The organism is Paraburkholderia sp. PGU19, from assembly GCF_013426915.1.
GTDB lineage: Bacteria > Pseudomonadota > Gammaproteobacteria > Burkholderiales > Burkholderiaceae > Paraburkholderia.
This window is the reverse complement of sequence record NZ_AP023183.1, coordinates 530,904-553,357: the sequence shown is the minus strand read 5'-3', so window position 1 is coordinate 553,357 and position 22,454 is coordinate 530,904. Positions and strand designations below refer to the sequence as shown.

20 protein-coding genes and 3 pseudogenes are annotated in these 22,454 nt (G+C 60.3%); 12 read left to right on the top strand and 11 right to left on the bottom strand.

All coding sequences use genetic code 11. The annotated features are described in order from the left end of the window. The first annotated feature begins 188 nt into the window (after positions 1 to 188). Together H1204_RS49545 and H1204_RS49540 are read left to right on the top strand one after the other, a co-directional pair. Positions 189 to 620, top strand: a complete 432-nt coding sequence (locus H1204_RS49545) for a response regulator (protein WP_180736466.1) — start codon at positions 189 to 191, stop codon at positions 618 to 620. A 287-nt stretch (positions 621 to 907) separates the two neighbouring features. After that, positions 908 to 3,601, top strand: a complete 2,694-nt coding sequence (locus tag H1204_RS49540) for an excinuclease ABC subunit UvrA (RefSeq protein WP_180736465.1) — start codon at positions 908 to 910, stop codon at positions 3,599 to 3,601. 128 nt (positions 3,602 to 3,729) lie between these two features. On the opposite strand, the gene H1204_RS49535 is transcribed toward H1204_RS49540, so the two are convergent. Then, positions 3,730 to 4,716, bottom strand: a complete 987-nt coding sequence (locus H1204_RS49535; RefSeq protein WP_180736464.1) for a YihY/virulence factor BrkB family protein — start codon at positions 4,714 to 4,716, stop codon at positions 3,730 to 3,732. Between the two features lie 183 nt (positions 4,717 to 4,899). On the opposite strand from H1204_RS49535, the gene H1204_RS49530 reads away from it, so the two are divergent. The 6 genes from H1204_RS49530 to H1204_RS49505 all read left to right on the top strand — a co-directional run bounded on the left by H1204_RS49530 (position 4,900) and on the right by H1204_RS49505 (position 11,063). After that, positions 4,900 to 5,232, top strand: a complete 333-nt coding sequence (locus H1204_RS49530) for a hypothetical protein (RefSeq protein WP_243469149.1) — start codon at positions 4,900 to 4,902, stop codon at positions 5,230 to 5,232. A gap of 133 nt (positions 5,233 to 5,365) precedes the next feature. After that, positions 5,366 to 6,637 carry a divalent metal cation transporter gene (locus tag H1204_RS49525; RefSeq protein WP_243469148.1) on the top strand — a complete coding sequence of 424 codons (1,272 nt, stop codon included), beginning with the start codon at positions 5,366 to 5,368 and terminating at the stop codon, positions 6,635 to 6,637. Between the two features lie 496 nt (positions 6,638 to 7,133). After that, positions 7,134 to 8,927, top strand: a complete 1,794-nt coding sequence (locus H1204_RS49520; RefSeq protein WP_180736463.1) for a thiamine pyrophosphate-requiring protein — start codon at positions 7,134 to 7,136, stop codon at positions 8,925 to 8,927. 82 nt (positions 8,928 to 9,009) lie between these two features. Further along, entirely contained in the window at positions 9,010 to 9,939 is a 930-nt protein-coding gene (locus H1204_RS49515) for an SDR family oxidoreductase (RefSeq protein ID WP_180736462.1), read from the top strand. 66 nt (positions 9,940 to 10,005) lie between these two features. Beyond that, positions 10,006 to 10,530 (top strand): hypothetical protein, encoded by a 525-nt coding sequence (locus H1204_RS49510; protein ID WP_180736987.1) that lies wholly within the window; start codon positions 10,006 to 10,008, stop codon positions 10,528 to 10,530. A 254-nt stretch (positions 10,531 to 10,784) separates the two neighbouring features. Next, positions 10,785 to 11,063, top strand: coding sequence for a hypothetical protein (locus tag H1204_RS49505; protein WP_180736461.1), 279 nt, complete (start codon positions 10,785 to 10,787; stop codon positions 11,061 to 11,063). Positions 11,064 to 11,195: 132 nt separating this feature from the next. On the opposite strand, the gene H1204_RS49500 is transcribed toward H1204_RS49505, so the two are convergent. The 3 genes and pseudogenes from H1204_RS49500 to H1204_RS49490 form a co-directional block, all read right to left on the bottom strand. Continuing rightward, entirely contained in the window at positions 11,196 to 11,792 is a 597-nt protein-coding gene (locus H1204_RS49500; protein ID WP_180736986.1) for a ParB/Srx family N-terminal domain-containing protein, read from the bottom strand. A gap of 766 nt (positions 11,793 to 12,558) precedes the next feature. Beyond that, positions 12,559 to 13,119, bottom strand: coding sequence for a DUF4142 domain-containing protein (locus tag H1204_RS49495; RefSeq protein ID WP_180736460.1), 561 nt, complete (start codon positions 13,117 to 13,119; stop codon positions 12,559 to 12,561). 72 nt (positions 13,120 to 13,191) lie between these two features. After that, a pseudogene (locus tag H1204_RS49490) lies at positions 13,192 to 13,901 on the bottom strand (SDR family oxidoreductase). Between the two features lie 28 nt (positions 13,902 to 13,929). On the opposite strand from H1204_RS49490, the pseudogene H1204_RS49485 reads away from it, so the two are divergent. Further along, positions 13,930 to 14,318: pseudogene (locus H1204_RS49485) on the top strand (IS21 family transposase); the annotation flags it as partial. A gap of 486 nt (positions 14,319 to 14,804) precedes the next feature. On the opposite strand, the pseudogene H1204_RS49480 reads toward H1204_RS49485, so the two are convergent. Continuing rightward, positions 14,805 to 14,942: pseudogene (locus tag H1204_RS49480) on the bottom strand (IS6 family transposase); the annotation flags it as partial. 419 nt (positions 14,943 to 15,361) lie between these two features. Between H1204_RS49480 and H1204_RS49475 the strand changes: the two are divergent. Beyond that, positions 15,362 to 15,748 carry a response regulator gene (locus H1204_RS49475; protein ID WP_180736459.1) on the top strand — a complete coding sequence of 129 codons (387 nt, stop codon included), beginning with the start codon at positions 15,362 to 15,364 and terminating at the stop codon, positions 15,746 to 15,748. Between the two features lie 154 nt (positions 15,749 to 15,902). On the opposite strand, the gene phaP is transcribed toward H1204_RS49475, so the two are convergent. From phaP to H1204_RS49460, 3 genes are all read right to left on the bottom strand, one after another. Further along, complete coding sequence (gene phaP / locus H1204_RS49470; protein WP_243469147.1) at positions 15,903 to 16,319, bottom strand: TIGR01841 family phasin; 417 nt, start codon at positions 16,317 to 16,319, stop codon at positions 15,903 to 15,905. A gap of 679 nt (positions 16,320 to 16,998) precedes the next feature. Then, positions 16,999 to 17,214, bottom strand: coding sequence for a hypothetical protein (locus H1204_RS49465; protein ID WP_180736458.1), 216 nt, complete (start codon positions 17,212 to 17,214; stop codon positions 16,999 to 17,001). A 24-nt stretch (positions 17,215 to 17,238) separates the two neighbouring features. After that, positions 17,239 to 17,406 carry a hypothetical protein gene (locus H1204_RS49460; protein ID WP_167450375.1) on the bottom strand — a complete coding sequence of 56 codons (168 nt, stop codon included), beginning with the start codon at positions 17,404 to 17,406 and terminating at the stop codon, positions 17,239 to 17,241. Positions 17,407 to 17,650: 244 nt separating this feature from the next. Between H1204_RS49460 and H1204_RS49455 the strand changes: the two genes are divergently transcribed. Beyond that, a complete protein-coding gene (locus H1204_RS49455) occupies positions 17,651 to 17,833 on the top strand; it encodes a DUF2934 domain-containing protein (protein WP_180736457.1) in 183 nt (60 codons plus the stop codon). 160 nt (positions 17,834 to 17,993) lie between these two features. Here H1204_RS49455 and H1204_RS49450 read toward each other — a convergent pair whose 3' ends face one another. The 3 genes from H1204_RS49450 to H1204_RS49440 all read right to left on the bottom strand — a co-directional run bounded on the left by H1204_RS49450 (position 17,994) and on the right by H1204_RS49440 (position 20,517). After that, positions 17,994 to 19,418 (bottom strand): GAF domain-containing sensor histidine kinase, encoded by a 1,425-nt coding sequence (locus tag H1204_RS49450; RefSeq protein WP_180736456.1) that lies wholly within the window; start codon positions 19,416 to 19,418, stop codon positions 17,994 to 17,996. Between the two features lie 238 nt (positions 19,419 to 19,656). Further along, complete coding sequence (locus tag H1204_RS49445; RefSeq protein ID WP_180736455.1) at positions 19,657 to 20,064, bottom strand: Hsp20/alpha crystallin family protein; 408 nt, start codon at positions 20,062 to 20,064, stop codon at positions 19,657 to 19,659. 12 nt (positions 20,065 to 20,076) lie between these two features. Beyond that, entirely contained in the window at positions 20,077 to 20,517 is a 441-nt protein-coding gene (locus tag H1204_RS49440) for an Hsp20/alpha crystallin family protein (protein ID WP_180736985.1), read from the bottom strand. Positions 20,518 to 20,768: 251 nt separating this feature from the next. Between H1204_RS49440 and H1204_RS49435 the strand changes: the two genes are divergently transcribed. Continuing rightward, positions 20,769 to 21,152, top strand: coding sequence for a hypothetical protein (locus tag H1204_RS49435; RefSeq protein ID WP_180736454.1), 384 nt, complete (start codon positions 20,769 to 20,771; stop codon positions 21,150 to 21,152). The last annotated feature ends 1,302 nt before the right edge of the window (positions 21,153 to 22,454 follow it).

Here is a 22,454-nt window from a genome sequence, read left to right as displayed (position 1 = left end):
GATTTGCCGAGACTCGCTTTGTTCATAGATAGACAAGACTGCCAAGGGTCTCAACGGGGCGTTGCCCCACAGAGATGGCAGGTCGAGCGCTGTCGTCGCTTTTCGGTTTGCTATCCTTGTGTTGGCAATTGTTTTGATGCTACCTGCTGCTCAAACATCGATACGCAACATCATTCGGGGATTTACGAATGCTAGATACCAATCTGTCGAAGAATGTCCATCGCCTGACGGACCGGCAGTGCTCCCTTCAGGGCAGGACTGGGCGCGTGCTTGTCGTCGATGACCGGGAGTCGAGCGCGCACGCACTTGTCGCATTACTGGTCTCCGCCGGCCTTGAGGCCCGGTTTGCGCTAGGTGGTATAGCCGCCATCGATCTGTTGAGCTACTGGACACCGCACGTCGTATTACTCGACATAGGCATGGAGGAACACGACGGCTTTGCCATTGCGTCGATCATTCGCGGCATGCATGCCTTAAAGGACATTTTCATCGTCGCGGTAACCGGCTTCGCGGAGTTGGAATTGAGAGGTCGCGGCCCAATGGAACATTTCGATGGCTATTACCAGAAAGGCAACGACGGCGCAGTGCTGGTCGAACTGATCCATCAGATGCTCAGGTGAAAAGCATTATGGTTCGACGAGAGTGGGCTGCCCCTGCGGTTAGGAATTTTAGATGCCTTGTGGCGGGCATGGCTTGCAATGCCCGGAGAGAGCGGGATTGTCCTGAAAGCATTGCGTACTGGATTCCAATCAAGACAGGAGATACGTGCTGGCGTCACTTTTAACGATATCGCGAAACGGAGATAAGACGCTCGTATGTCACAGCCTCGTGCGTGATTTGGCATGGTCCGTGCACATAAGGGTCCGGTTGCACAACCTGTTTATTACGCACCTCACGACAAACCGAGATGGATGACGTCCGCAGCAAACCCAACTCGGCGCCAACGCCCGCCGAGGCCCGCTCGGGTTTCGTACGCGTGCGTGGCGCCCGCGAGCACAACCTGAAAAACATCGACGTACAGATCCCGCGAGACGCGCTTGTCGTATTCACCGGCGTATCCGGCTCGGGCAAATCGTCGCTGGCATTCGGCACGTTATACGCGGAGGCGCAGAGGCGCTATTTCGAATCGGTTGCGCCTTACGCGAGGCGCCTGATCGAACAGGTTGGCGTGCCCGAAGTCGACGCAATCGAAGGGCTGCCGCCCGCCGTCGCTCTGCAACAACAACGTGGCACGCCCGGCGCGCGATCATCGGTGGGCAGCGTTACCACGCTGTCGAGTCTCGTGCGCATGCTGTATTCGCGCACCGGAACCTATCCGCCGAAGCAGCCGATGCTGTTCGCCGAAGACTTCTCACCCAATACGATTCAGGGTGCGTGCCCAACGTGCCATGGACTCGGGCGCGTGTATGAGGTCACCGAGAAATCCATGGTGCCTGACGACACATTGACCATCCGTGAGCGTGCGATCGCCGCGTGGCCGCCAGCATGGCACGGACAGAACCTGCGCGATATCCTGGTGACACTCGGCTACGACGTCGACACCCCGTGGCGCGAATTGCCGAAAAAAGATCGCGACTGGATTCTCTTCACTGACGAGCAGCCGACGGTGCCTGTCTACGCGGGACTCACGCCCAAAGAGACGCGCGCCGCGCTCAAACGCAAGGACGAGCCAAGCTACCAGGGCACGTTCACGGGTGCGCGCCGTCACGTGCTGCACACCTTTGCACACACCCAAAGCGCGCTGATGAAGAGGCGCGTATCGCAGTACATGGTCGGAAACGACTGCCCGGATTGCCTCGGAAAACGGCTCAAGAAGGACGCGCTTTCGGTGAAATTCGCCGGGCTGGACATTGCCGAACTGTCACGGTTGCCGCTCTCGGCACTCGCCGCGATGCTCGAACCGATCGCGCGCGGCGAATGGCTGGAGCGAGACACCACGGCGACGGGCAGAGGCGCCAGCAAAGGTACCGTGCTCAGCAAGAGCGCCATGCGCGATGCCGTCGACAAGCGTGTCGCTGCCGGCGGTTCAGCGCACAAAGCTTCGCCCGACGTGCGGCGTACGCCGAATCTGTCCGAAGAGAAACGGCTCGCCGCGCAGCGCATTGCGGCCGAATTGCTGGAACGCCTGGCGCCTCTGACCAATCTCGGCCTCGGTTATCTCGCGATCGAGCGCAGTACGCCCACACTGTCGTCGGGTGAGTTGCAGCGCCTGCGGCTCGCCACGCAATTGTCGTCGCAGCTCTTTGGCGTCGTGTATGTACTCGACGAGCCATCGGCCGGCTTGCACCCCGCCGATGGCGAAGCGCTCTTTAGCGCGCTGCAACAACTCAAGCAAGCCGGCAATTCGCTGTTTGTCGTCGAGCATGATCTGCAGATGATGCGGCGTGCCGACTGGCTGGTCGACGTGGGTCCCGCCGCTGGCGAGGCGGGCGGCCATGTGGTGTATAGCGGACCGCCTGCGGGACTCGCGGATGTCGACGCATCACAGACGCGTCGACATCTGTTCGCCCCGGCCGCGCGCATTGATCGCACGCCTCGCGATGCCGCGGGCTGGCTACGGGTTGCCAATATCACCCGCAACAATCTGCATGGGCTGAGCGTCGCGTTTCCGCTCGGCTGTCTGACGACGGTGACAGGCGTATCGGGTTCGGGCAAATCGAGCCTCGTCAGTCAGGCGTTGCCCGAACTGGTCGCGAGCCGGCTGGGAAAAATCATCGAAGGCCCGGACGATGAAGAACAGGACCCGCTGCTCGCCAGCAAACCGGCACCCACGAGTGGTCACATCGCCGAGGGGATGGAGGCAATCAGGCGACTCGTGCGCGTCGACCAGAAACCGATTGGGCGTACGCCGCGCTCGAACCTCGCGACCTACACGGGGCTTTTCGACCACGTTCGCAAGCTGTTCGCAGACACACCCGCCGCGCGCAAGCGTCGCTACAGCGCGGGCCGCTTCTCGTTCAACGTTGCGCAAGGCCGGTGCCCGACGTGCGAGGGCGAAGGGTTCGTCAGCGTCGAACTCCTGTTCCTGCCGAGCGTGTATGCGCCATGCGCGACCTGCCACGGTACCCGTTACAACACTTCGACACTGGAGATCGTCTGGCAGGGCAAAAACATCGCCGAAGTGCTGAGCCTGACCGTCGACGCCGCGTGCAGTTTCTTCGCCGACCAGGCCACCGTCATGCGCGCGCTAAACGCACTGCGCGACATCGGTCTCGGCTACCTGCGACTCGGCCAGCCGGCCACGGAGCTATCCGGCGGCGAAGCACAGCGCATCAAGCTCGCTACCGAACTGCAACGCGCGCAGCGGGGGGACACGTTGTACATCCTCGATGAGCCGACTACGGGGCTCCATCCGGCGGATGTTGAACGGCTGCTGATACAGCTGCAAGGACTGGTCGACGCGGGCAATACGGTGGTGGTGGTCGAGCACGACATGCGGGTGGCTGCGCAAAGCGATTGGGTCATTGACGTTGGCCCGGGAGCCGGAGACGCGGGCGGGACGATCGTGGCGAGCGGCATGCCCGTCGAGGTTGCGCGCGAGAATGAAAGTCACACAGCGCGGTATCTGCGGCAACAGTTTTCAGAACCAGGCGGACCGTGACCAGCCTCTATGTTTGCTTCATGTGGACTGTCTGGTCGGCGAACACGCAATTACCGCTATACCAGCAAGGCCGGCGTTCTGCAAATGGGCGGGTACAGGCGAGAGGCAATCAGGGAGCGCGGTCCAGGCTATTTTTGAGGGCGCGATCTACGAGCCGCACGGGTTTCCCAAAGGCCTTGCGTCGGGCCGCCGGCACTGAGCTCCTGCGCATCTGCGTCGCTGTTGTCACGAGAAGGTGTACCGCTTATCGCGGCGACCACCTCCGCGCCCAGCAGGAAAACGGCAGCGCAAAAGTACAGCCACATCATCAGCACTGCGAGTGAGCCGGCCGCACCGAAAGAGCCAGCCGTGCCAGCATGTGCCAGATAAAAACTGAAGAGATGACGGCCCACCGTGAAAAGTACCGCCGCGATCAGTCCGCCGATCAACGCGGGCCGGATCGAGACGTGTGTGTCCGGCAGCCATTTGATCAGAGCGCCCAGTCCAACGGTCAGTATCACCAGACCGAATAGCGTCTGCGCTGCCTCCGCGAAGACCGTGAGCGCCATGCTGCCAAAGAGTGCGTTCCCCACCGTCTGAACGGCAGCGTCGATGACGAGCGAAACCACGAGCAGAAACGCAAGACCCATCACAAGACCCAGCGATACGAGACGCGCACGCAACAGAAACGCGACGCCCGCGATGCCTTTCGGGGAATTGGCCTGGAACACGACGTCGAGCGCCGTATTGAGCGACGAAAACGTGGCGGATGCGCCAACCACAAGCAACGCGATGGATATCAACGCGGCAATGCCGCCGTTGCCCGAGTAATGTGCATGTTCGACGATCGCCTGTATTGCGCTTGCTGCATCCGCACCGAGAATGCCCTTGATCTGGTGGAAGAGCTTCCCCTGCGCGGCATCGCGTCCAAAAAACCAGCCGATGACTGCTAGCACGATCAACAGTGTGGGCGCGAGCGAGAACGCGGAATAAAAAGCAACGCTCGCCCCCATCATCGTACAGCGGTCGCTGGAGAAGCGGCCTGCGACATCTTTTACGAACGCCACGGCGCCCTTGACGCCGTGCGGCCTCGGCCGGGAATGCTGCGGCGGCTTTAGAACGCTTGTCGGTCGCATATTGAACTCCTGCTGACGTCGGGTCGAGACGATCGATCCGCAGCAACGGGTGTGCCGCAAGCAGTTGGAGGCCTGACACATAATGCCAGGCGGCAAACGAGCCTCGTGCATCTGAGCGGTTGACAAATCAGGCTCATTCCGTGCTTGTCACAGGTCGTGGGGAATCGCGACAGCGGCGTCCGCGTGTCGCTGTTCAATGTAGCGGGGACGATGATGGCGATGTCGCGTGAAGGGTTTGAAGCAAAGGTTGGTGCCGTACTTCGAGATCATGGCGTAGGAACGACGGCAGACCTCACCGATGAACTGGTTGCGTATTGGACGGGTCGGCGCGTCGCCTATGTCCTGATTAATGACGCTCCTTCTGGGTCCAGCTACGAAGAGTTCGTCATGGACGATGCGCAGTGGAGAATCTGGCTATCCTGGCTGGAAGCATGGATCGATTCTCCGACGTTCAGCGTCCGGCCTGAAGTGCACGACTGGCTGGCGGAGGAACCGCCTGCGGACGCAGGTGAATGAAATGGCGTGCGAGGGATTGGGCAGGCCGACGCGCCACTGACTGCAAATGATTGACCCACAGCATCGCTCGCGTTATGGGCACCACGTGATAGTCAGCCGACCCAGGAAGGACGAGAAAACCGGTGACCCGCCGGTGGCTCACTCGTGGGCGGCGGATCTGGGACCGGGGCTGGCGTCGACGGGAAGCGACAACGACCCGAGTGGCATTGCGACCTATTCGCTCGCTGGTGCGCAGTTCGGGCTGGACCTGGCCTGGTTGTGCGTGCTGTCATATCCGTCAATGGTCGCGTTTCAGCTGGTCGCATCTCGTATTGCCGTGCTGACGGGCCAAGGGCTGACCAGCAACATGCGTGAGCACTACCCGCGTGCGTTCTTTTATCTTGCAGTTGCGCGGTTTTTGATTGCCAATGTGCTCAATGTTGCCGCAGACACGGTTGCGATGGGCGTGGCAGCACATTTCCTGTGGCATGGTTCCGTATCGGTGTTCGCGGGCGTGGCGACGTTGTTGTCGGTCGCGCTTCAGTTTACGTTGCCCTATCCTCGATATGCCGATGCGTTGAAATGGCTGACGTTGTCGCTCTTTGCATATGCCGGTGTTGTGATCGTGATGCGCATCCCTTGGCCTGTGTTGTTATCCGCAGCGCTTGTGCCGCATCTACACTGGCAGGAACATTACTTCTCAATGCTACTGGCGGTGCTGGGCACGACGATCAGCCCGTACCTGCTTTTCTCGCAGGCGACGCAGCAACTGGAAGAGTTGCGGCTCGACCCCAAACATAAACCGTCTGCGAAACATAACCGGCTGCTCGAGCAGCAATTTCGCAAGACCCGAAAGGACACGCTGATTCGAACGGCACTATCCAACGCAGTTGGGTTCTTCATCATGGCCGGGGCGGCCGCAACACTCTATGGTTATGGTCGAGGTCTGACGGATATAGACGGCGCAGCGAACGTACTGGAACCTGTCGCGTATCGATACGCTCCGCAGGTGCTGGCGCTCGCATCCATTGGAACGGCGTTGCTAGCTTTACCGCCGCTGGCAGGTTCGGCGGCACACGCAGTCGCAGGTATCGTCGAAAGCAAGGACAAGGCGCTCACGGACCGGCGAATCTCGCTCGCATTGCTCGTCGTGATGCTGTTTGGCGGTGCCCTCGGCGTGGTGCTGACTTCTGCACATGTGGAACCGCTACGGCTGATGTATTGGGGTGCGGTGTTGAACGGCTCCACAGCCACCCCCATCATGTTCATGCTGGTGTTGTTGAGCACGAAGCATTCGGCCGTGGGCGATCTGAGTGCTCACTGGGTGCTTCGGGGCCTGTGCTGGCTTGCCACCTTGTGTGCGGCGGCCGCACTCGTGTCGCTGTTCGCGCTCGAATGGTCCGAATGGAAAAGCGGTGCCGCGTGATGCCTCTCTGTCTGGAACGCGGATGCACCTTCATGATTTTCCGGGAACCCGCGCGGCATTGATCAGCGCAACATGCGACAGCTTTTGAGGAAAGTTTCCGCAGAAGCGTTGCCGACGCGTGTCTTATTCCTCCGCGAGAAAGCCGAGATGGTTTCGCAGGGCCGACACGCGCTCGACAAGCTTGTGCGCTTTATCGCGGCGTCCCTGAAGGTGACGCAACTGCGCGAGCCACAGACTGCATGCTGTCGCGCGCGCGGCCTGGCGCAGTGACGAGAGACAAACCAAGGGGCTTCGCACGCAGATCCCAGAGCGCACAGTCCAGCGCGAACTGGCCGTAGTGGCCAGACCGTCGCGCCCAAGACCGCGTACGCGCCGTCGCACCCTAAACCAGGGAGAGTGAGCAATGGATGTGCCTTACAGCGTGATTTAGTCGGCGACGGGGCGCGCTGATTGCTCACCGAGAAATGGCAATCCGGTTCTTTTACGGGAGACTTTCATGTCAACCACGGTAGGCGACTTCATTGTCGAGAGGCTGCATCACTGGGGCGTCAAGCGTATGTACGGTTATCCGGGCGACGGCATCAACGGTGTGTTCGGAGCGTTGAATCGTGCGGATGGGAAGATCGAATTCGTGCAGGCGCGGCATGAGGAAATGGCGGCGTTCATGGCGAGCGCCCATGCGAAGTTTACGGGCGAACTCGGTGTCTGCATCGCGATTTCGGGGCCGGGTGCTTCGCATCTGATTACCGGCCTCTACGATGCGCGCATGGATCATATGCCCGTGCTCGCTATCGTCGGTCAGCAGGCGCGCGCAGCACTTGGGTCCCACTATCAGCAGGAGCTCGATCTCGCTGCGATGTTCAAGGACGTGGCGGGCGCCTATGTGCAACAGGCAAGCGTGCCTGCTCAGGTGCGTCACCTCGTCGATCGCGCGATCCGCATCGCGCTGGCTGAACGGCGTGTGACGGCGCTGATTCTGCCCAACGATCTGCAGGACCTCGAATACGAGCCGCCCGCGCGCAAGCACGGCACGGCGCATTCCGGTGTCGGCTATTCGCAGCCGACCGTGATTCCCACACAAGACGATCTGCAACGCGCAGCCGACGTGCTCAACGCCGGGCATAAGGTTGCAATCCTCGTTGGCGCCGGGGCTTTGAACGCCACGGATGAAGTCATCGCAGTCGCAAACCGTCTCGGCGCGGGCGTTGCAAAAGCGCTGCTCGGCAAAGCCGTGCTACCCGACGATCTGCCGTGGGTGACAGGATCGATCGGCCTGCTCGGCACGAAGCCGAGCTACGAAATGATGAATGCGTGCGACACGCTGCTGATGATCGGCTCGGGCTTCCCCTATTCGGAATTCCTGCCGAAGGAGGGCGATGCGCGCGGCGTGCAGATCGACATCAAGGCCGACATGCTGAGCCTGCGCTACCCGATGGAAGTGAACCTCGTCGGCGACAGCGCGGCGACGTTGCGCGCGCTGCTGCCCTTGCTGACTGAAAAGGACAGCCACACATGGCGCTCGCGAATCGAACGCTGGACTTCGCGCTGGTGGGAGACGCTCGACGAACGCGCCCAGCAGCCCGCCAGCAACGGCGTGAACCCGCAGCGCGCTTTCACTGAACTGTCGCCGCGCCTGCCCGATGACGTCATCCTCACGAGCGACTCGGGCTCGTGCGCCAACTGGTATGCGCGCGATCTGAAGATCCGGCGCGGCATGATGGCGACGTTGTCAGGCGGGCTGGCGTCGATGGGCGCGGCCGTGCCGTATGCAATTGCCGCGAAGTTCGCGCATCCGGGACGGCCCGTGATCGCAATGGTGGGTGACGGCGCGATGCAGATGAACAACATGGCGGAACTCATCACCGTCGCGAAGTATTGGAAACAATGGGCCGATCCGCGCTGGATCTGCATGGTGCTGAATAACGAAGACCTGAATCAGGTCACGTGGGAGCAGCGGGTGATGGAAGGTGATCCGAAGTTCGACGCGTCGCAGAAGGTGCCCAATGTGCCGTATCACCGGTTTGCGGAAATGCTCGGCTTGACGGGCCTGTACGTCGACAAACCCGAGCAGTTGGCCGATGCATGGGAAACCGCGCTCGCCGCGAAACGGCCCGTCGTACTCGAGGTGAAGTCGGACCCTGAAGTGCCGCCGCTGCCGCCGCATGTGACGCTCGCGCAGGCACGCGCGTTTGCGCGGACCTTGATGGAAGGCGACCCGAAAGAAGGCAGCGTGATCGCCAATACGGCACGTCAGGTACTGGGCGCGGTGATTCCGGGGGGCAAGGATTAGCCGCTTTGGCATCGCGCGGTCGAACAGGTGGTATGCGTTTTGCGCTTGCCGTCGGCACGGACTTCATGCAAAGGAGCGAAAAATGGGCGCCACCGTTAATCAATATCGTATGCAGGACCCCACGACGCAGTATCCCGGCCCGGAATTCGAGCGACAGCCGCAGGAGGCGCCTGGGCTTGCGCAGGCGATGTCGCCGAAGCCCGATCACGGCGAGACAAGTTATCAGGGCTTCGGCAGGTTGAAAGGCAGGCGGGCGCTTATCACGGGTGCCGATAGCGGCATAGGTCGCGCCGTCGCTATCGCCTTCGCGCGCGAAGGCGCAGACGTGGCATTGAACTATCTGCCTTCGGAAGAGCAGGACGCGCGGCAGGTCGTTGGACTCGTTCGCGAGGCAGGACAAAAGGCCGTTGCGCTGCCAGGCGATATTGCAGACGAAGCGTTCTGTCGCAAGCTGATTGATGACAGCCGGGCGCAACTCGGCGGGCTTGACATCCTCGTCAACGTTGCTGGCAAGCAGCACTTCGTCGAACACATTGCCGACCTGAGCACAGAGCAGTTCGAAGCGACGTTCCGCACGAATGTATTTGCGATGTTCTGGCTTTGCAAGGCAGCCTTGCCGCACATGCCGCCGGGCGCGACGATCATCAACACGACGTCAATCCAGAGCTATCAGCCCAGTCCCGGATTGCTCGACTACGCATCGACCAAGGCGGCGATCACCGCATTCACGCATGCGCTCGCCAGGCAGGTGATCGATCGCGGAATTCGCGTCAACGGAGTGGCGCCGGGTCCCGTCTGGACGCCGCTGCAGCCAAGCGGCGGCCAGCCGCAGGAGAAGGTGGAGCAATTCGGCGCTGAAGTCCCGATGAAGCGTCCGGGTCAGCCTGCCGAGCTTGCACCGATCTACGTCGTGCTGGCATCGCAGGAGTCGAGCTTTGTCACGGGCGAAATCTACGGCGTAACGGGGGGCACCACTTACCTTGACGACCTCGGCCTGGCGACATCGCAGTGAACGGGAGCGTCACATGATGTTTCGATGGCGTTTCGATCAACTTTGGCACAAGCCACGGAGTATCACATGCATTGGATTGACCCCGACTGTCTGCCGGAAACACGCGGTGTCGTTGATCGATTTCTCATGAACCCGCACGGAAAACTCGACGGACTCGTACTTCGCGGCGCGCGTCAGGCCCACTTTCCTCCCCATATGTCAACGTGGGCGGCGCGTCACATCCAGGTCGGCGATCGTATCCGGATCCGTGGCATAAAGCCGCGCGGTGTTGACATGATCTCCGCCGTCTCATTGACGGCGAGCGATGGCAGAACATTGATCGACGATGGACCACAACACAGCGGGGCGTCCGGGCCTGAAAAGCTGTCGCGTGCACCTGTGCCGATGGAAGTCCAGGGAGTGAAAGGGGAGTTGCGCGGCGCCGTGCTCGACGATGGTACGTCGCTGCGCGTGCCGCCGCATGCTCGCGAAGCGTTGCGTGAGTACCTGACGCCTGGTGCTTCCATTTGCGCATGGGGACGTGGCATCAGGAATCGTTTCGGCCGGGTAGTGGACGTTGACGAAATCGCCTGGTGGGTTGATGCGGCATGATGGTTTTCGGCATTCTCCGGAGACCGGGAGATCGGTCAACATGCGGGCAGGATCTCAGGTGTAACCCGACTGGCGTTCGCACGCACACATGGACACCCCTCGCGACGAAGCATTTGTGAGGCTGCACAGCCGCCAATCGAGCGCGTCAGCGCTGGCATTGCTCATCGATGCCTGAGGCATGGGGCTTGCGGTTAGCTGAACGCGGGTTCACACCTTCCGGTGCTAACGACCGCTCCGCGCTTCAGGAGACGACCATGCGAGGCTCGACAAAAGGAATGTTGATTTCAGCGCTGCTTATCGGTATTGCAGGAAATGTCTACGCGCAAGGCGCGGGTGGCGGAGGCGCCGCCGGCGGGCAGGGCGGCACGGGCATGAGCAAGCCGAACGCAGGGGGCTCGACCGATACCGTGTCGGGTGCGTCCGGAGCGAATACGATGGCACCCTCCGGCACCACGTCGCACAAGAAGGCGCACAAAAAGTCGAACGCCGCCATGGGGGCATCGGCTCCCACGCCGGCGTCGGGCGGCAGTTGACGGATAGAGATCCGGGCGGGGTGCGAGCGGCTTGCGTAGTCGGAGTCAAGAATCTTCGGGTGGGAAAATCCCTTCGCTTCAGACGGGAAATCACTGCGCTCCACGAAAATGAGCACACCACGGTCATGGTGCCTAACCCGGTACCTTCCCCACGAATCCCGGCAAACCCGCCGCCACCTTGCTCTTTGCGAGCTTGACCGCCTGTCGCTGTATGGCTACGAATTCGTCGTCGGTCCCTGGATACGGCAGGTATGTACGGAAGAGGTCAGCCCACCTGAACTCTTCGAGCGGGACGGAAGTTTTTTCATAGCCGCCGGCGTCGCGCACCGACGCCGCCAGGCTGCGATATTCGTCGTCTTCCAGTTCCCATACATGCTCGGGCATATCTGCAAAGCTCTTCCGCTGCCCCTTTGTGTCATATGGATAAGTCCAGCGGCGGTCGTCCATCGACAACCAGAAGTCCTGATACGACAGCCACGAGAAATCGGCTACCAGCACTGCGGGCATCGTCTTTATTCCCGCGCGCCACAGGGCGCTTGCCACATGATGATGGTCAATCGCGAACGGTGCCCCGCCCGGTCCAAGTACGACAGGTACCGGCTTTTCAGCGATTGCCATTTCCAGGTCGTGACTGGTCAGCGCCTCATAGAACTGCGTCTTCCGGCGTATCTCGCGAAGTCCGTGCGTCAGCTGAGTTGGTCGAATGCTTTTGATGGCTACCGCTTTCAATTTGCCTCCCTCGCGAGCAACCTTTACGTGTCCGCGGCGTAAAAACTTTGAAGCCACCTCGTCGTGATAGCCCAGTTGCAGCAACGGTCCGAGGTTCCGTCGCTTCATGAGCGAACGCAATTTTCCTCAAATCAGACCGCCTGGCCTTCCATCCCGGCGGTTTGACAGGGTGTATCCGAGCTTCTCAAACGAAAGCGGCTTCGTCAGGTAGTAGTCGAAGCCCGCGGCTAACGCGGTTCCGACAAGGAACCTAGTGTTCTTGCTACCGCTTATCCACGGTTATCGATAAGTCGTGCAAGGGACCGTGCCGTTGTCACCGCCACCGTGGCATCCCGCCAGAATCGTAGCGGAACAGCGTGTCGCTTTGCTCATGCTCGAAAGCTGATCGCAAACGGACGCTGTTTCGGTAGGCCGCACCTTGTGACGACCCAACGCTTGATACCTGCCGTTGAACTTCGGACGACTCGACCGGCGGCAGTGGGTCGCGTACAGCCCGCCTCCGCTGTCGGGCGCCGGCTTCGCATGCGAATCCCATGAGGCAGTGACCTGCGCTGCGAAAGCCGTTAGCGAGACAAGCCTCGCGAACACACAGGTTAAGTAGCAAGCCTGCCTCAAGCATCACGAGGTGCGTTGCGCGATTCTCATGCCAGGACGACCCTATGGTCGGCCAGTTACGCGCTGCACCATCGCATAGAGCCGACATCTGCAAGCCGCTCTCGTGGCCTGCGATAGCCGCGCCCGCGTGCCTGCAGCAACAATAGCGGCGCTACTGCGATACGCCCTTTTTGGTGGCGAGATCCTGCGCCATCTGATAATGCTTTTGTATGGTCGGCAACGCATCCTGCGCTGCCTTCTTCAACTTCGCGTCTTGTCCATCCGCAATTTCTTTCTGGAAGGCCGCGACCGCTTCTTTATGGCCCTCCACTCCGACCTTCGATATATACGCCTGATCGAATGCCTTGCCCTTCAGTCCCTTCAGCGAGCCGAGCAAGGCTGTATCCGAGTTATCCTTCGGCACGGTTACTCCATCCGGTGCGGCCATTTTCAGTTGGACGGTCAGCTTCGTGTGGTCGAGGATCATATGATGCGCGAACGATTTGACATCCTTGTCTTCGGAATTCGAGGTGGCGAGCTTGGCAGCGTCGATTTCCGTGGATGATGCCGACGAGGCCGCCTGCACGAAGTCCTTGTCGGCTTGCGCCAGCGGGTTGCCGGCCGTCGTCGACGCGGCTTCCGTTTGTGCGGCGAGCGGTGCAATGACAAGCGCGCCTGCCAGAACGACCGCGCCAATGACAACGTGCCTTATTTTCGTGCGTTTGAGCTTCATAGGTTTTCTCCCTGATTCATGGAGCAGGCTTGATACGCAGCAAGCGGCGAACCACGATTGCCACGTGTTCGCTCAAGCCTGCCGTGGCTGACCGTTCGATGCCATCAATCCGCCGTGCCAGGAAGATTGACGCCTGTAATGAAAAGCGCGTCGTCGCTGGTAAGAAATGCAATTGCGGCGGCCACGTCTTCGGGCAGCGCATAATTGCCAAGCGGGATGCGCTCCCGGAAGGACTTCAGCAACGGTTCGTCGCCGAGCATGTCCCCTGTCAGATCGGTGAGTGCCAGCGACGGGGCACACTGCGTTCACGCGAATCCCGTCCGCCGCGCAATCGAGTGCCGCCGCGCGTGTGAAGTTGGTGACGGTGCCTTTCGCCGCTTATAAAAGCTCATGCCCCGGTCGCCGCCAAGTCCGCCGGCGCGCGGATTTCAGATGGGGAATGGCAGCGCGGCGGCCATAGAAGATGCCGTGACATCGGTTGCGATAACGTCGTTCCAGTCATCGATCGAGACCTCGGTAATGGGGCCCGTCGGCGCGACGCCCGCGTTGTTGACCAGCACGTCGAGACGCGCGAAGCGCGCGATTTGTCCTGTTGATTAGCACCGCCGCCTCGTCGAACTCGCGGACGTCGGCTGGCTGAACCCACGTGCGGTCGGCGGGCAGGCGCTCGCCACGCTATCGAGCTTGCTACGCGTCCGACCGCAGAGCACCACGATCGCGCCTTCTAGTGAAAGTCGCCTCGCGGTGGCCGCGCCGATGCCGGAACCTGCGCCCGGGACGATTGCCGCCTTCCCGTTGAAACGCCAAGAAGACCGCCGTGGACAAGGTCGGAGCAAGGAGCGAGCGGTCAACGCGCGTTTCGAAGCTATGTGTGGTCACTACCTGTTCGAGCCGGAGTGCTGCAACCGGGCCGCAGCCTGGGAGAAAGGCATCGTCGAGAAGAACATTCAGGACCGGCCGCGGCAGATTTGGCACGAGGCCGCGCCGCGGCGCTGGGAGTGGAGATCCTGAACGAATGGGTCGCTGGCCAGTGTCGCGAGGCCTGGCAGATGCGTCACCCACAGTGGCCGGAGCCGACGGTCGAAAACGTGCTGCAGGACGAACGCACGAGGCTCATGCCCAATCCCGGTCCGTTTGATGGCTACAGCGAACAGACCTTGTCGTCTACGAGCCTCATCCACTTCCAGCGTAACCGCTACATCGACGCGGCGTTCCCATTCCGGCGAGCTGTCGCGACACGACGCAGGTGCTTGCGTTGCCCGTTGCCCGATCAGACGGCATGATGACGGCGACTGAAAAAAGAGGCTGGGCGTTCCCCTGCCTGGCCCTTGCGAGGGCGGCTATCGGACATGGTTGCCGACGGCCGTTTCAAATAACCCTAGGCAACCAGAGAAAAAAAGCCAGGCGTCCCGCTGCTGGCACTCCTGATAGACGCCTGGCTTTGTAGACAGTTCGGCGCTGTCCGTACAAGGCGCCGGGCTGGCAGTTCTGAAACAGGCCCCATGCACGTTCAGAACTGCGCTTGAGTAGTAGCATCCCGCATGCCCGATACGGGGTGCTGTTAAAAATGGCGGTAGCAGAGTGTCGGACCACTGCGGCACGGCTTTGAGTCGCGACAACGGCCCATCGAGCATCGAGCGCAACTCGAGAATGTCCGACTGCGCTCATAGTGGCGCTACGAACGTGACCACGACGCCACGCTCAAGCAACAACTCCTCAATGTCGCGCAGGCTCAGGTTGAACCGGAAATACCAGCGAACGGCGCAGCTGATGACAACAGCACGGAAGCGGTGGCCGTGATAAAGCGATTTCGTCTTGTTCATCGCTTCATTCTACCGTTGTCTGTCCGCCAACCTGACACCGCCCACTACAGTTAGCTGCGGATGAAACGGTTCGCCTTGTGCATTGCTTCATGCGCAAGCTTCGCACACTGACCAACCGGCCGGTCGCTACTCCTTCGCAAATCCCCTGCGCGATTCCCCCTGGTCTTTTGGGGGCGGTACTATTAGATTTGGCGTTCGGAGCTCTTTTTTACTAGTGCAGATTTGTGGGTCGTGCACTGCGCATTCTGGATGCCAGACATTGGAAGGGGAGCAAACCAAAACTGGAAGCATTTGCGTTCTCTCTCGTGAACCACCGCAGCACGCGACCAGGATCGCATCTTGCTGCAACTCAGGCGAGGAAAGTCTTTTTCGGTATGACCAAATGTTGGCTAATCATTTACCCGACCGGAACGAAGCGCATGGACCTGGTACGCTGCGAGTCCTCGTTGTCGACGACTATCGTGGGGCCGCAATTGGTGTTGCGACATCTCGCACTTGATGGTATCGAAACCCGTGTCGCTGGCGGATGCGGTGATGCGCTGGAAACAATCAGAATCTGGCTGCCCGACTTGGTCCTGCTTGACATCTGGATGCCACAACGCGACGGCTTCGAGACCGCCGAAGCAATCAGGCATTGCGTACCCGCTCCCAGACCACTCGTTTTGGCATACACGTGCGCTGAAGAACAATTTGTGATGGCGAACGCTGCGAGCGAAAGTTTTGACGGATATTGCCCGAAAGGTACGTCCCCTTCTGAACTTGTTCTTATCGTGAAAAGCCTGTGCGCAACGGCCCCGGCGCACTAATAGTTGCTTCTGTGAACAGGCACCTCACTTCATTCGGACAACTTTCCCATGACCAGCAGCGGCTTCTGCAACTGCTGGGAAACGCCTGACATCACGAGCGCTCACAAGTGCAGCGGCGCGCACCGGCAGGTCGCGTCGCCCAACATATTTGCGTTTATCTTTTTGTTGCAGCCCGGGCTTGTTCAACGGCCTGTTTGGTCACCCTGCTTGAGGCGGAAGCTGCGGCAGTAACGTTATTCTCGGCAATCTCCACAGCTTGCTCGGCAGCCTTTTTACTGGCTTCAATCGTCGCGCTCGTGGCCTCGCTGGCGACCGTGACGGCGGATTGCAATGCATTCACGGCGGCTTCGGTTCCGGCCGGTGCATTGTTCGCGACAGACTCGACAAAGACCTGCGCGTCGTGCTGTCTTTGCTTGAATAGGGCCTCTATGGTCGCAGTCAGTTCGGCTTGGGTGCCGAACATGATGTTGCGCACGTGCCGCCAATATGACTGCGCCTCTTCCATAGCGGCTTGCGCTCGTTGTGTCTGCAATGCGAATAGCTCCTGGGGGTCTCTGGTTGACAACGCCATGCTTTGCGATTGCCTGATTTTCGGCAAGCGTCGATTTGACCGCTCGCAGGTTCAACTCAGTCAGCTTTTCGATGCAGCCAAATGCCTTCGTCCACGCCTCGGACAGCGATTCGAAACTTGCTCTCCGCGAAGCAACCGCATGTTCACCGGAAATACTGCTCATTACATCCTCCATCTGGGTAAAGTAGGGTTGAAGTCCGTGGCGCCACCGGATGGAACCACGACCATCGCTACGGGGCAGGAATCTCGTCACGCAGCAAAGCTTGGTCCCGGGATGTGTGCAATATCGGTTTCGTATCCTGCGAGTCGTTATCAGCGGCGCGCCATACAATACCTCTGTTGGAGACGACGATGCACCGCAAGACAGTTCGCGTGCGAGAGGGACGCGCCGTGCTTCAGTGGGTCGCGGTTCGGGCGTCGGGGTTCAGCCACGTTGCGCACGCGGGGTGTCCTTACTTCACAACTTCTTGCCAACGCATGATGACCGCCGAAATCCACACACCGGGCGCGCACCGCACAAGTCCAGTCCTTTCAGGTACTTGCACAGGCTGCTCGTGAAGTTGTGCACAGCCTTGCAAACAGATTTTGTGGACAACTTGCGGTGCCTGATTCGTCGGCTGGTACCTGCGATGCAGGGGAGGAGAAAGCCCATAGCCTTTGGCGATGAAGGTAAAAGCTGTTACTTGCGCGGGTTCAACTCAGGATGCTGGTGCGAGTACGGAGCCCCGTACTTGAGCTCGTAATGCACGCCGACGCCAGTGCGCGTTGGCGGGAAGCGGTCGCCCTCAACGCATGTGGCATCAAATGTCCGGCCCTCGCTGTCGCCCCCTTCAAGAACGGCCGAATAGATACCTGACACTGTGACGATTTCGCCCGGTCTGAAAGTGTCTGCCATGATGCCTCCTTGCTTGCGCCTTCATTACTCGGGCGAATCCTCATCAGTTTCTTCGCCGTCTTCCGACTTGATGCGGGTGGTTCCACCCGTCGCCGGCGCGTCGCTGGCGGGGAAAGTGTCCTCGACAGCCCTGTCGATGTCGTCTTCGGACTTCTCACTGGCTGGCTTCTGTTCCTTCGGTTTTGTTGCCATGTCTTTCTCCGGTTGTATCAGTGATTCGAAAGCAGCAAGGCGTATTCCGCGACGTGGCCGAGAAACCAGCGCATCGAGCTTTCTCTTCACTGGTGCCCGGTTCATAATCGATTGGCGTTGTCGGTTTCTTCGCGCTTGCATCTTGTAGCCATAATCGAGGTCTGCGATACCGGGTCGCTTCGCGTGGACTCTCTCGCGCCTCCGTTTATCGGCATGCTCTGCCACGCTGACTTAGGAGGTTTAAATGGACGTCCCTGTTACGGAAGAGCAAATTCGGACCCTTGCCTTTTACCTTTGGGAAAGGGATGGGAGCCCGGAAGGTCGGTCCGAGGAATACTGGGAGAAAGCCCGGCAGCAGTTGGGACTTGATGCCGGCGCTCCGTCGACGGAAGCGGAGACGTCAGGACAGGAACAGTCAAAGGCGTGAGTGGCGCTCAAAATAGAGCGCATCCCGGAACGCCCATCTTCCGCGCCGCTTCGCGACCCGTAATATGTGTCTCTTTCTGAGACCTAGAACGGGCACACGATGCTTCATCGAACTAGCCTCTCTGCCTGCATCGACGTTGCAAGCTCTTGAAATCGGCGATTCATGCCGAAGACAATGGGTCATTCAGGCTTTGCTGCCAGTGAGGAACCACCTGAAGCCGCTCGAGAACGGGGAGCACCACCGTCACCGTGGTCCCTGTACGGCCATCGCCGCTCGCAATGGAGACGCGACCGCCATGACACTCAACCAGATACTTGACCAGAGCGAGTCCGATTCCCAGACCTGAGTCCGCTGTCGATACCCGCGAACGGAGCTGCGTGAACATCCCGAACACATGGGGAAGCTTGTCCGCAGGGATACCGTATCCCTCATCGGTCACGGTGAATTTCACACTACCTCGCGCGGTCGTCCCGTTGTCGTCGGAAGCCGGTTCGACAACAGCGGCGAGTTCAATGTGGCTGCCGTCGGGCGAATACCTGGCGGAATTGCTGAGCAGGTTCACGAGAACCTGGGTAAGGCGGGCCGCGTCGGCGTGCAATGCGACCGGTTCGGACGGACACTGCACGGTCAGTCGATGCTTGCGCGCCTCCATCGCTGGGTGCACGGCGTGGACGGCATCCCACACGATATCAGCCAGTTGGCATGTGCCCATCTTGACTTCCACCTTGCCGTGCCGGATTCGTGATGCATCCAGCAGGTCATCAATCAGTCGCTGGAGCCGGCCTATCTGCCGTTGCGCTATCTCGAGCGCGCGCGCCGTCGCTGAACCACTGCTCCCTGGGCGACCAAGAATTTCCAGTGACGAAACCACGGGCGCAATTGGGCTTCGGAGCTCGTGAGTGAGTGTGGCGATAAACTCGAAGGTGCGCTCTTCGGTCCGGCGGAGCGCTTCCTGGGCTTCCTCTGCTTCAGTCGCCCGTTTCTCCGCCAGCGCCTGCATACGCGTGACCTGCAACGCGGCACCGGTGAAGTCGGCGAGGCTCGTCAGCAAACGCAGGTCTTCTGCGTCGAAGCGCGCGTTTTCGTCGTGAGACATTACCCAGATGGCGCCCCAGGGCCCGTCGCCAACCGGGATGGGCACGAGCAGGGCTTCGACGACTGGCGGCGAGACGGCTTCTATCGACGGGAAGTAGCGTTGCGGTGTCTTGAACAGTTCCGGCTTGCCCATTGCCAGCGTCACGCCGCATACGCTGTCATCAAAGGGTCGGTAGGTATTCAGAAGTGGCGCACAGTGGCCTGCGAGGGCCGCCCACCGGAAACTCACCGGCTTGTCCGGTAGCGACTCGAGCACGCTGATGCCTGCGCTGCCCGCCCTGCAAAGCCGGGCAGCCTCCGATGTCAGCATGTCAAGCATGGCTGCATCAGAGGTAGCGAGAGCATGGGCGAGCCGTCTCAGGACTTTGGCCTCCGCTCCATGGTTGGGGCGCCGGCTTGCCCGCGTCGCGAGTTCGGCGGTAATCAGCGCTTCCCGGTGCGCCGCACGAATGCCGGTGTCGGTCGGAGAAGTATTTACTTCCAAGTTCATCTCTGCACTCTCAGCGCAAACGTCCAAGGCTTTCACGAGCGACCTGCAACGCCGGCGGTGTTAAGCACTTTCTGTCGCACGGGTCGTTCCTCACGGACTGCATCGCCGTGCCCATCGCCGTGCCGTTGGTTGCCTTGTTCCGCTTGTGCATGCCTTCGAAAGTTCGTCGACGACGCAGTCGACCGCGGAACGGCGGATACCTTTCCGCCGGTCAACCGTATGCATCGGGTAGTTGGCGTCAGCCTGTACGCACCTCAATGCGTCGTGGCTTCGCCTCGTCGCGACGCGGTATCGTCAGCTTCAGGACGCCATCCTTCAGGGACGCCTCAATCCGCGAGGTATCGAAGTCTTCGCTGACGGCGAAGCGGCGCGAGAAGTAGGGCGCCCGCACTTCCGCGTGTGAGAGCACGAGGTTCGGCGGCACGGGCACCATGGATTCCGCCTCGATAGTCAGACTGCCGTCGTGGACGTTGATGTCCAGCTTCTCGTTGGATACGCCGGGCAGGTCGGCCAGCAGCGTGACCGCGTGAGCGTCTTCGAAGATATCGACCGCCGGCGTCAGCGCGGCGCGACGACGTGTGCCACCCGATTCCGCGCGCGTCACTGCGTCCTGGTCGCGTTGGGCGATTTGCGTGTTGTCGCTCATGATGTCACCTTGTCACTGAACGGTAATTGCACGGGGCCTGGACGTTTCGCGTTTGCCCACAGAAATCAGCAGGCACCCGTCGACATAGCGCGCCTGCACCTTGTCGGGGTCGGCCTGCTGGGGCAGTTCGATGACCCGTCGGAACGAGCCGGTGAAGCGCTCCTGCGCGTACTGCCGCGTGCCCTCAGGCAACTGTGCTTCGCGGGTCGTCCGCTCGCCGGCAATCGAGAGCAGACCTTTATCGACGGAGATATCAAGCTTCGCGGGCTCGACGCCGGGCGCAAACGCGACAATTTCTATCGTGTCGTCGGTTGTGCCGACGTTGATGTGAGGAAATGTGCCGAACTGGCTTGAACGAAGACTGGACGGGAAGCCGCCGAACAGGCTGGACATCTGGCGTTGCAGCCGGTCCAGTTCACTGAAGAGGTCGGTCCCAAGGTACACGTCACTCATGGTTACTTTCTCCTCTGCGGCGAGGAGACAAACCGGCATACGCGCTCCAGTCCGGTTGTCCCGTGCCGCGGACAATCAAGGTTGAAACACGCAGCGCCCGCGAACGGTTGTTCACGAACGACTGGTGAGCGATGCTTAAGATAGGACGTCTGCGGTGAATTTCAAGAGGCGGCGCAGCAGATTTTTTTGGCCTTGAAAATCGGCGCCGGCGCCCATACCGTCCGCGTACCAATGTTCACTGGGAGACGACCGTGGAATTCGATACGGACTGGAGAACGCTTGGCAAACACCGCATCAAGCTGCGCTCCACAAAAGGATTTCCGACCGAACTGATGCAGCAGGTCGCGGAACTGACGCGACTTGCCGTCGACAACAACATGAGCGCGCGGGCGCGCATTGTCGAAATCGTCTTTCGGCACGAGAAGGCGTATGACATCGCCATCGGAACGACGCTGACGGAAGACCGGATTTGCGCCGCCGAGCTTGAGAGCGCTATTGCCACCGTGATGGGTTTGCTGCCGGAGCAGGTCAACATCTTTGTCCAGGCCGTCACGCAGGAGGAGGTCGACCTGCACTTTGGTGTGTACGAACGGATGCTGGCGGAGAAACTGGGTGCGGTGCCTCCGATACAGTGAAATGTCGGATGATTCCGCGCCGGTTCTTATTCAGGACGGAATGCCGACTTCTGTCGATATGCGCTATTCGTTATTGACTTCTAATGTCGTTTTAGGAATGGCGGTTCAAGCCGACCACTGCCGCGTGTTATCCAGTCTTCGTGGACATTGCGGAGCGCGAAGGTCCGTTCTGTTCATTTCGGACATGGAGAAAACGACCTTTCACTCTGGCAAAGCAGTTCGACGGATGCTGTCCTGAACACACATTGGATTCAATCAGGCAGCTTTCTGGCAGGTTGCGTGGAAGCGGACTGCCGGCCACTTCCCGCAAATCATCGAAGTCTATCTGCGGACCTTCAAACGACCGTGTAGTTGCAACCGGCAGCCGCTGGCTCGCGTATCGGTCGCGTCATACTCTTGACCGGCGTCGAGCAAATGACCGATGGCGAGTATGCGGCCTATCAGCACGGCGAAGGACTTCTGGACCCGTGCCCGCTGGCATGTCATTTCGTAACCAATTGTCGCATTCGGTTCCTCGCGACTTTTCGCACAAGCTCGCTGAAATCGGCGCTTAAAAAGAAGGCCCGATAAGCGATCACCAACCGGGCCCCGACACGCGCCGGAAATTGGGAACGACTGCCGGGAGCGTCAATTTAAACGTTCAATTTTCGACAGGCAAGACGAAAAATTTGCATTCTTGACGACGCCTTCGGGCGGTTTTTCCGCTTACGGCAATGACAAACGTTGCCCAGCACACGAGCCCCACGAGTCATCTGTTGCCGTTTCCCATCTGGATTATGAAGTGCAACCAGCGACCCGATTTCGTTTTCGTCCCTGACGAGATCAATCCGAAGGGGCCTCAAATGAAACAAACTTCCCGAGCAGCAACCGGTACATGGGTGCGGCGATCGATTGTCTCGTCGTTGTCATCGAGTCGATGAATGACCGCTTCGGCCTTTGGCCCAATGGCGAAGGATCAGGCATCGCTCGCCGGCGGCATCCTCGTTGGCGCGGATTGGCCCGCGCAGCAGTACGCCGCGTGCAATCTCACCTAGTCCGGCCTACTGGACGACAACTGTCAGTTCGGGCCCGTATCGATCGTCACGCCGGTCGCGGCAGTTCCCGATGGCGAGTCTTCTGTCACCGGAACGCCCGCCCGGCAGCAAATCGCCCGCCGCGCCTGCGGCAACCTTTGAAGGAAATCCCGAAGTGAAAAAATATGCTGCTTGTGGGCCTCGCCGCGGTGGTGTTTTTCACTGGCTGCGCGAACGCGTCGCAGGTGGCCGGCAACTTCTGATGCAAGTCGCAATGGCCTGCGCAGTC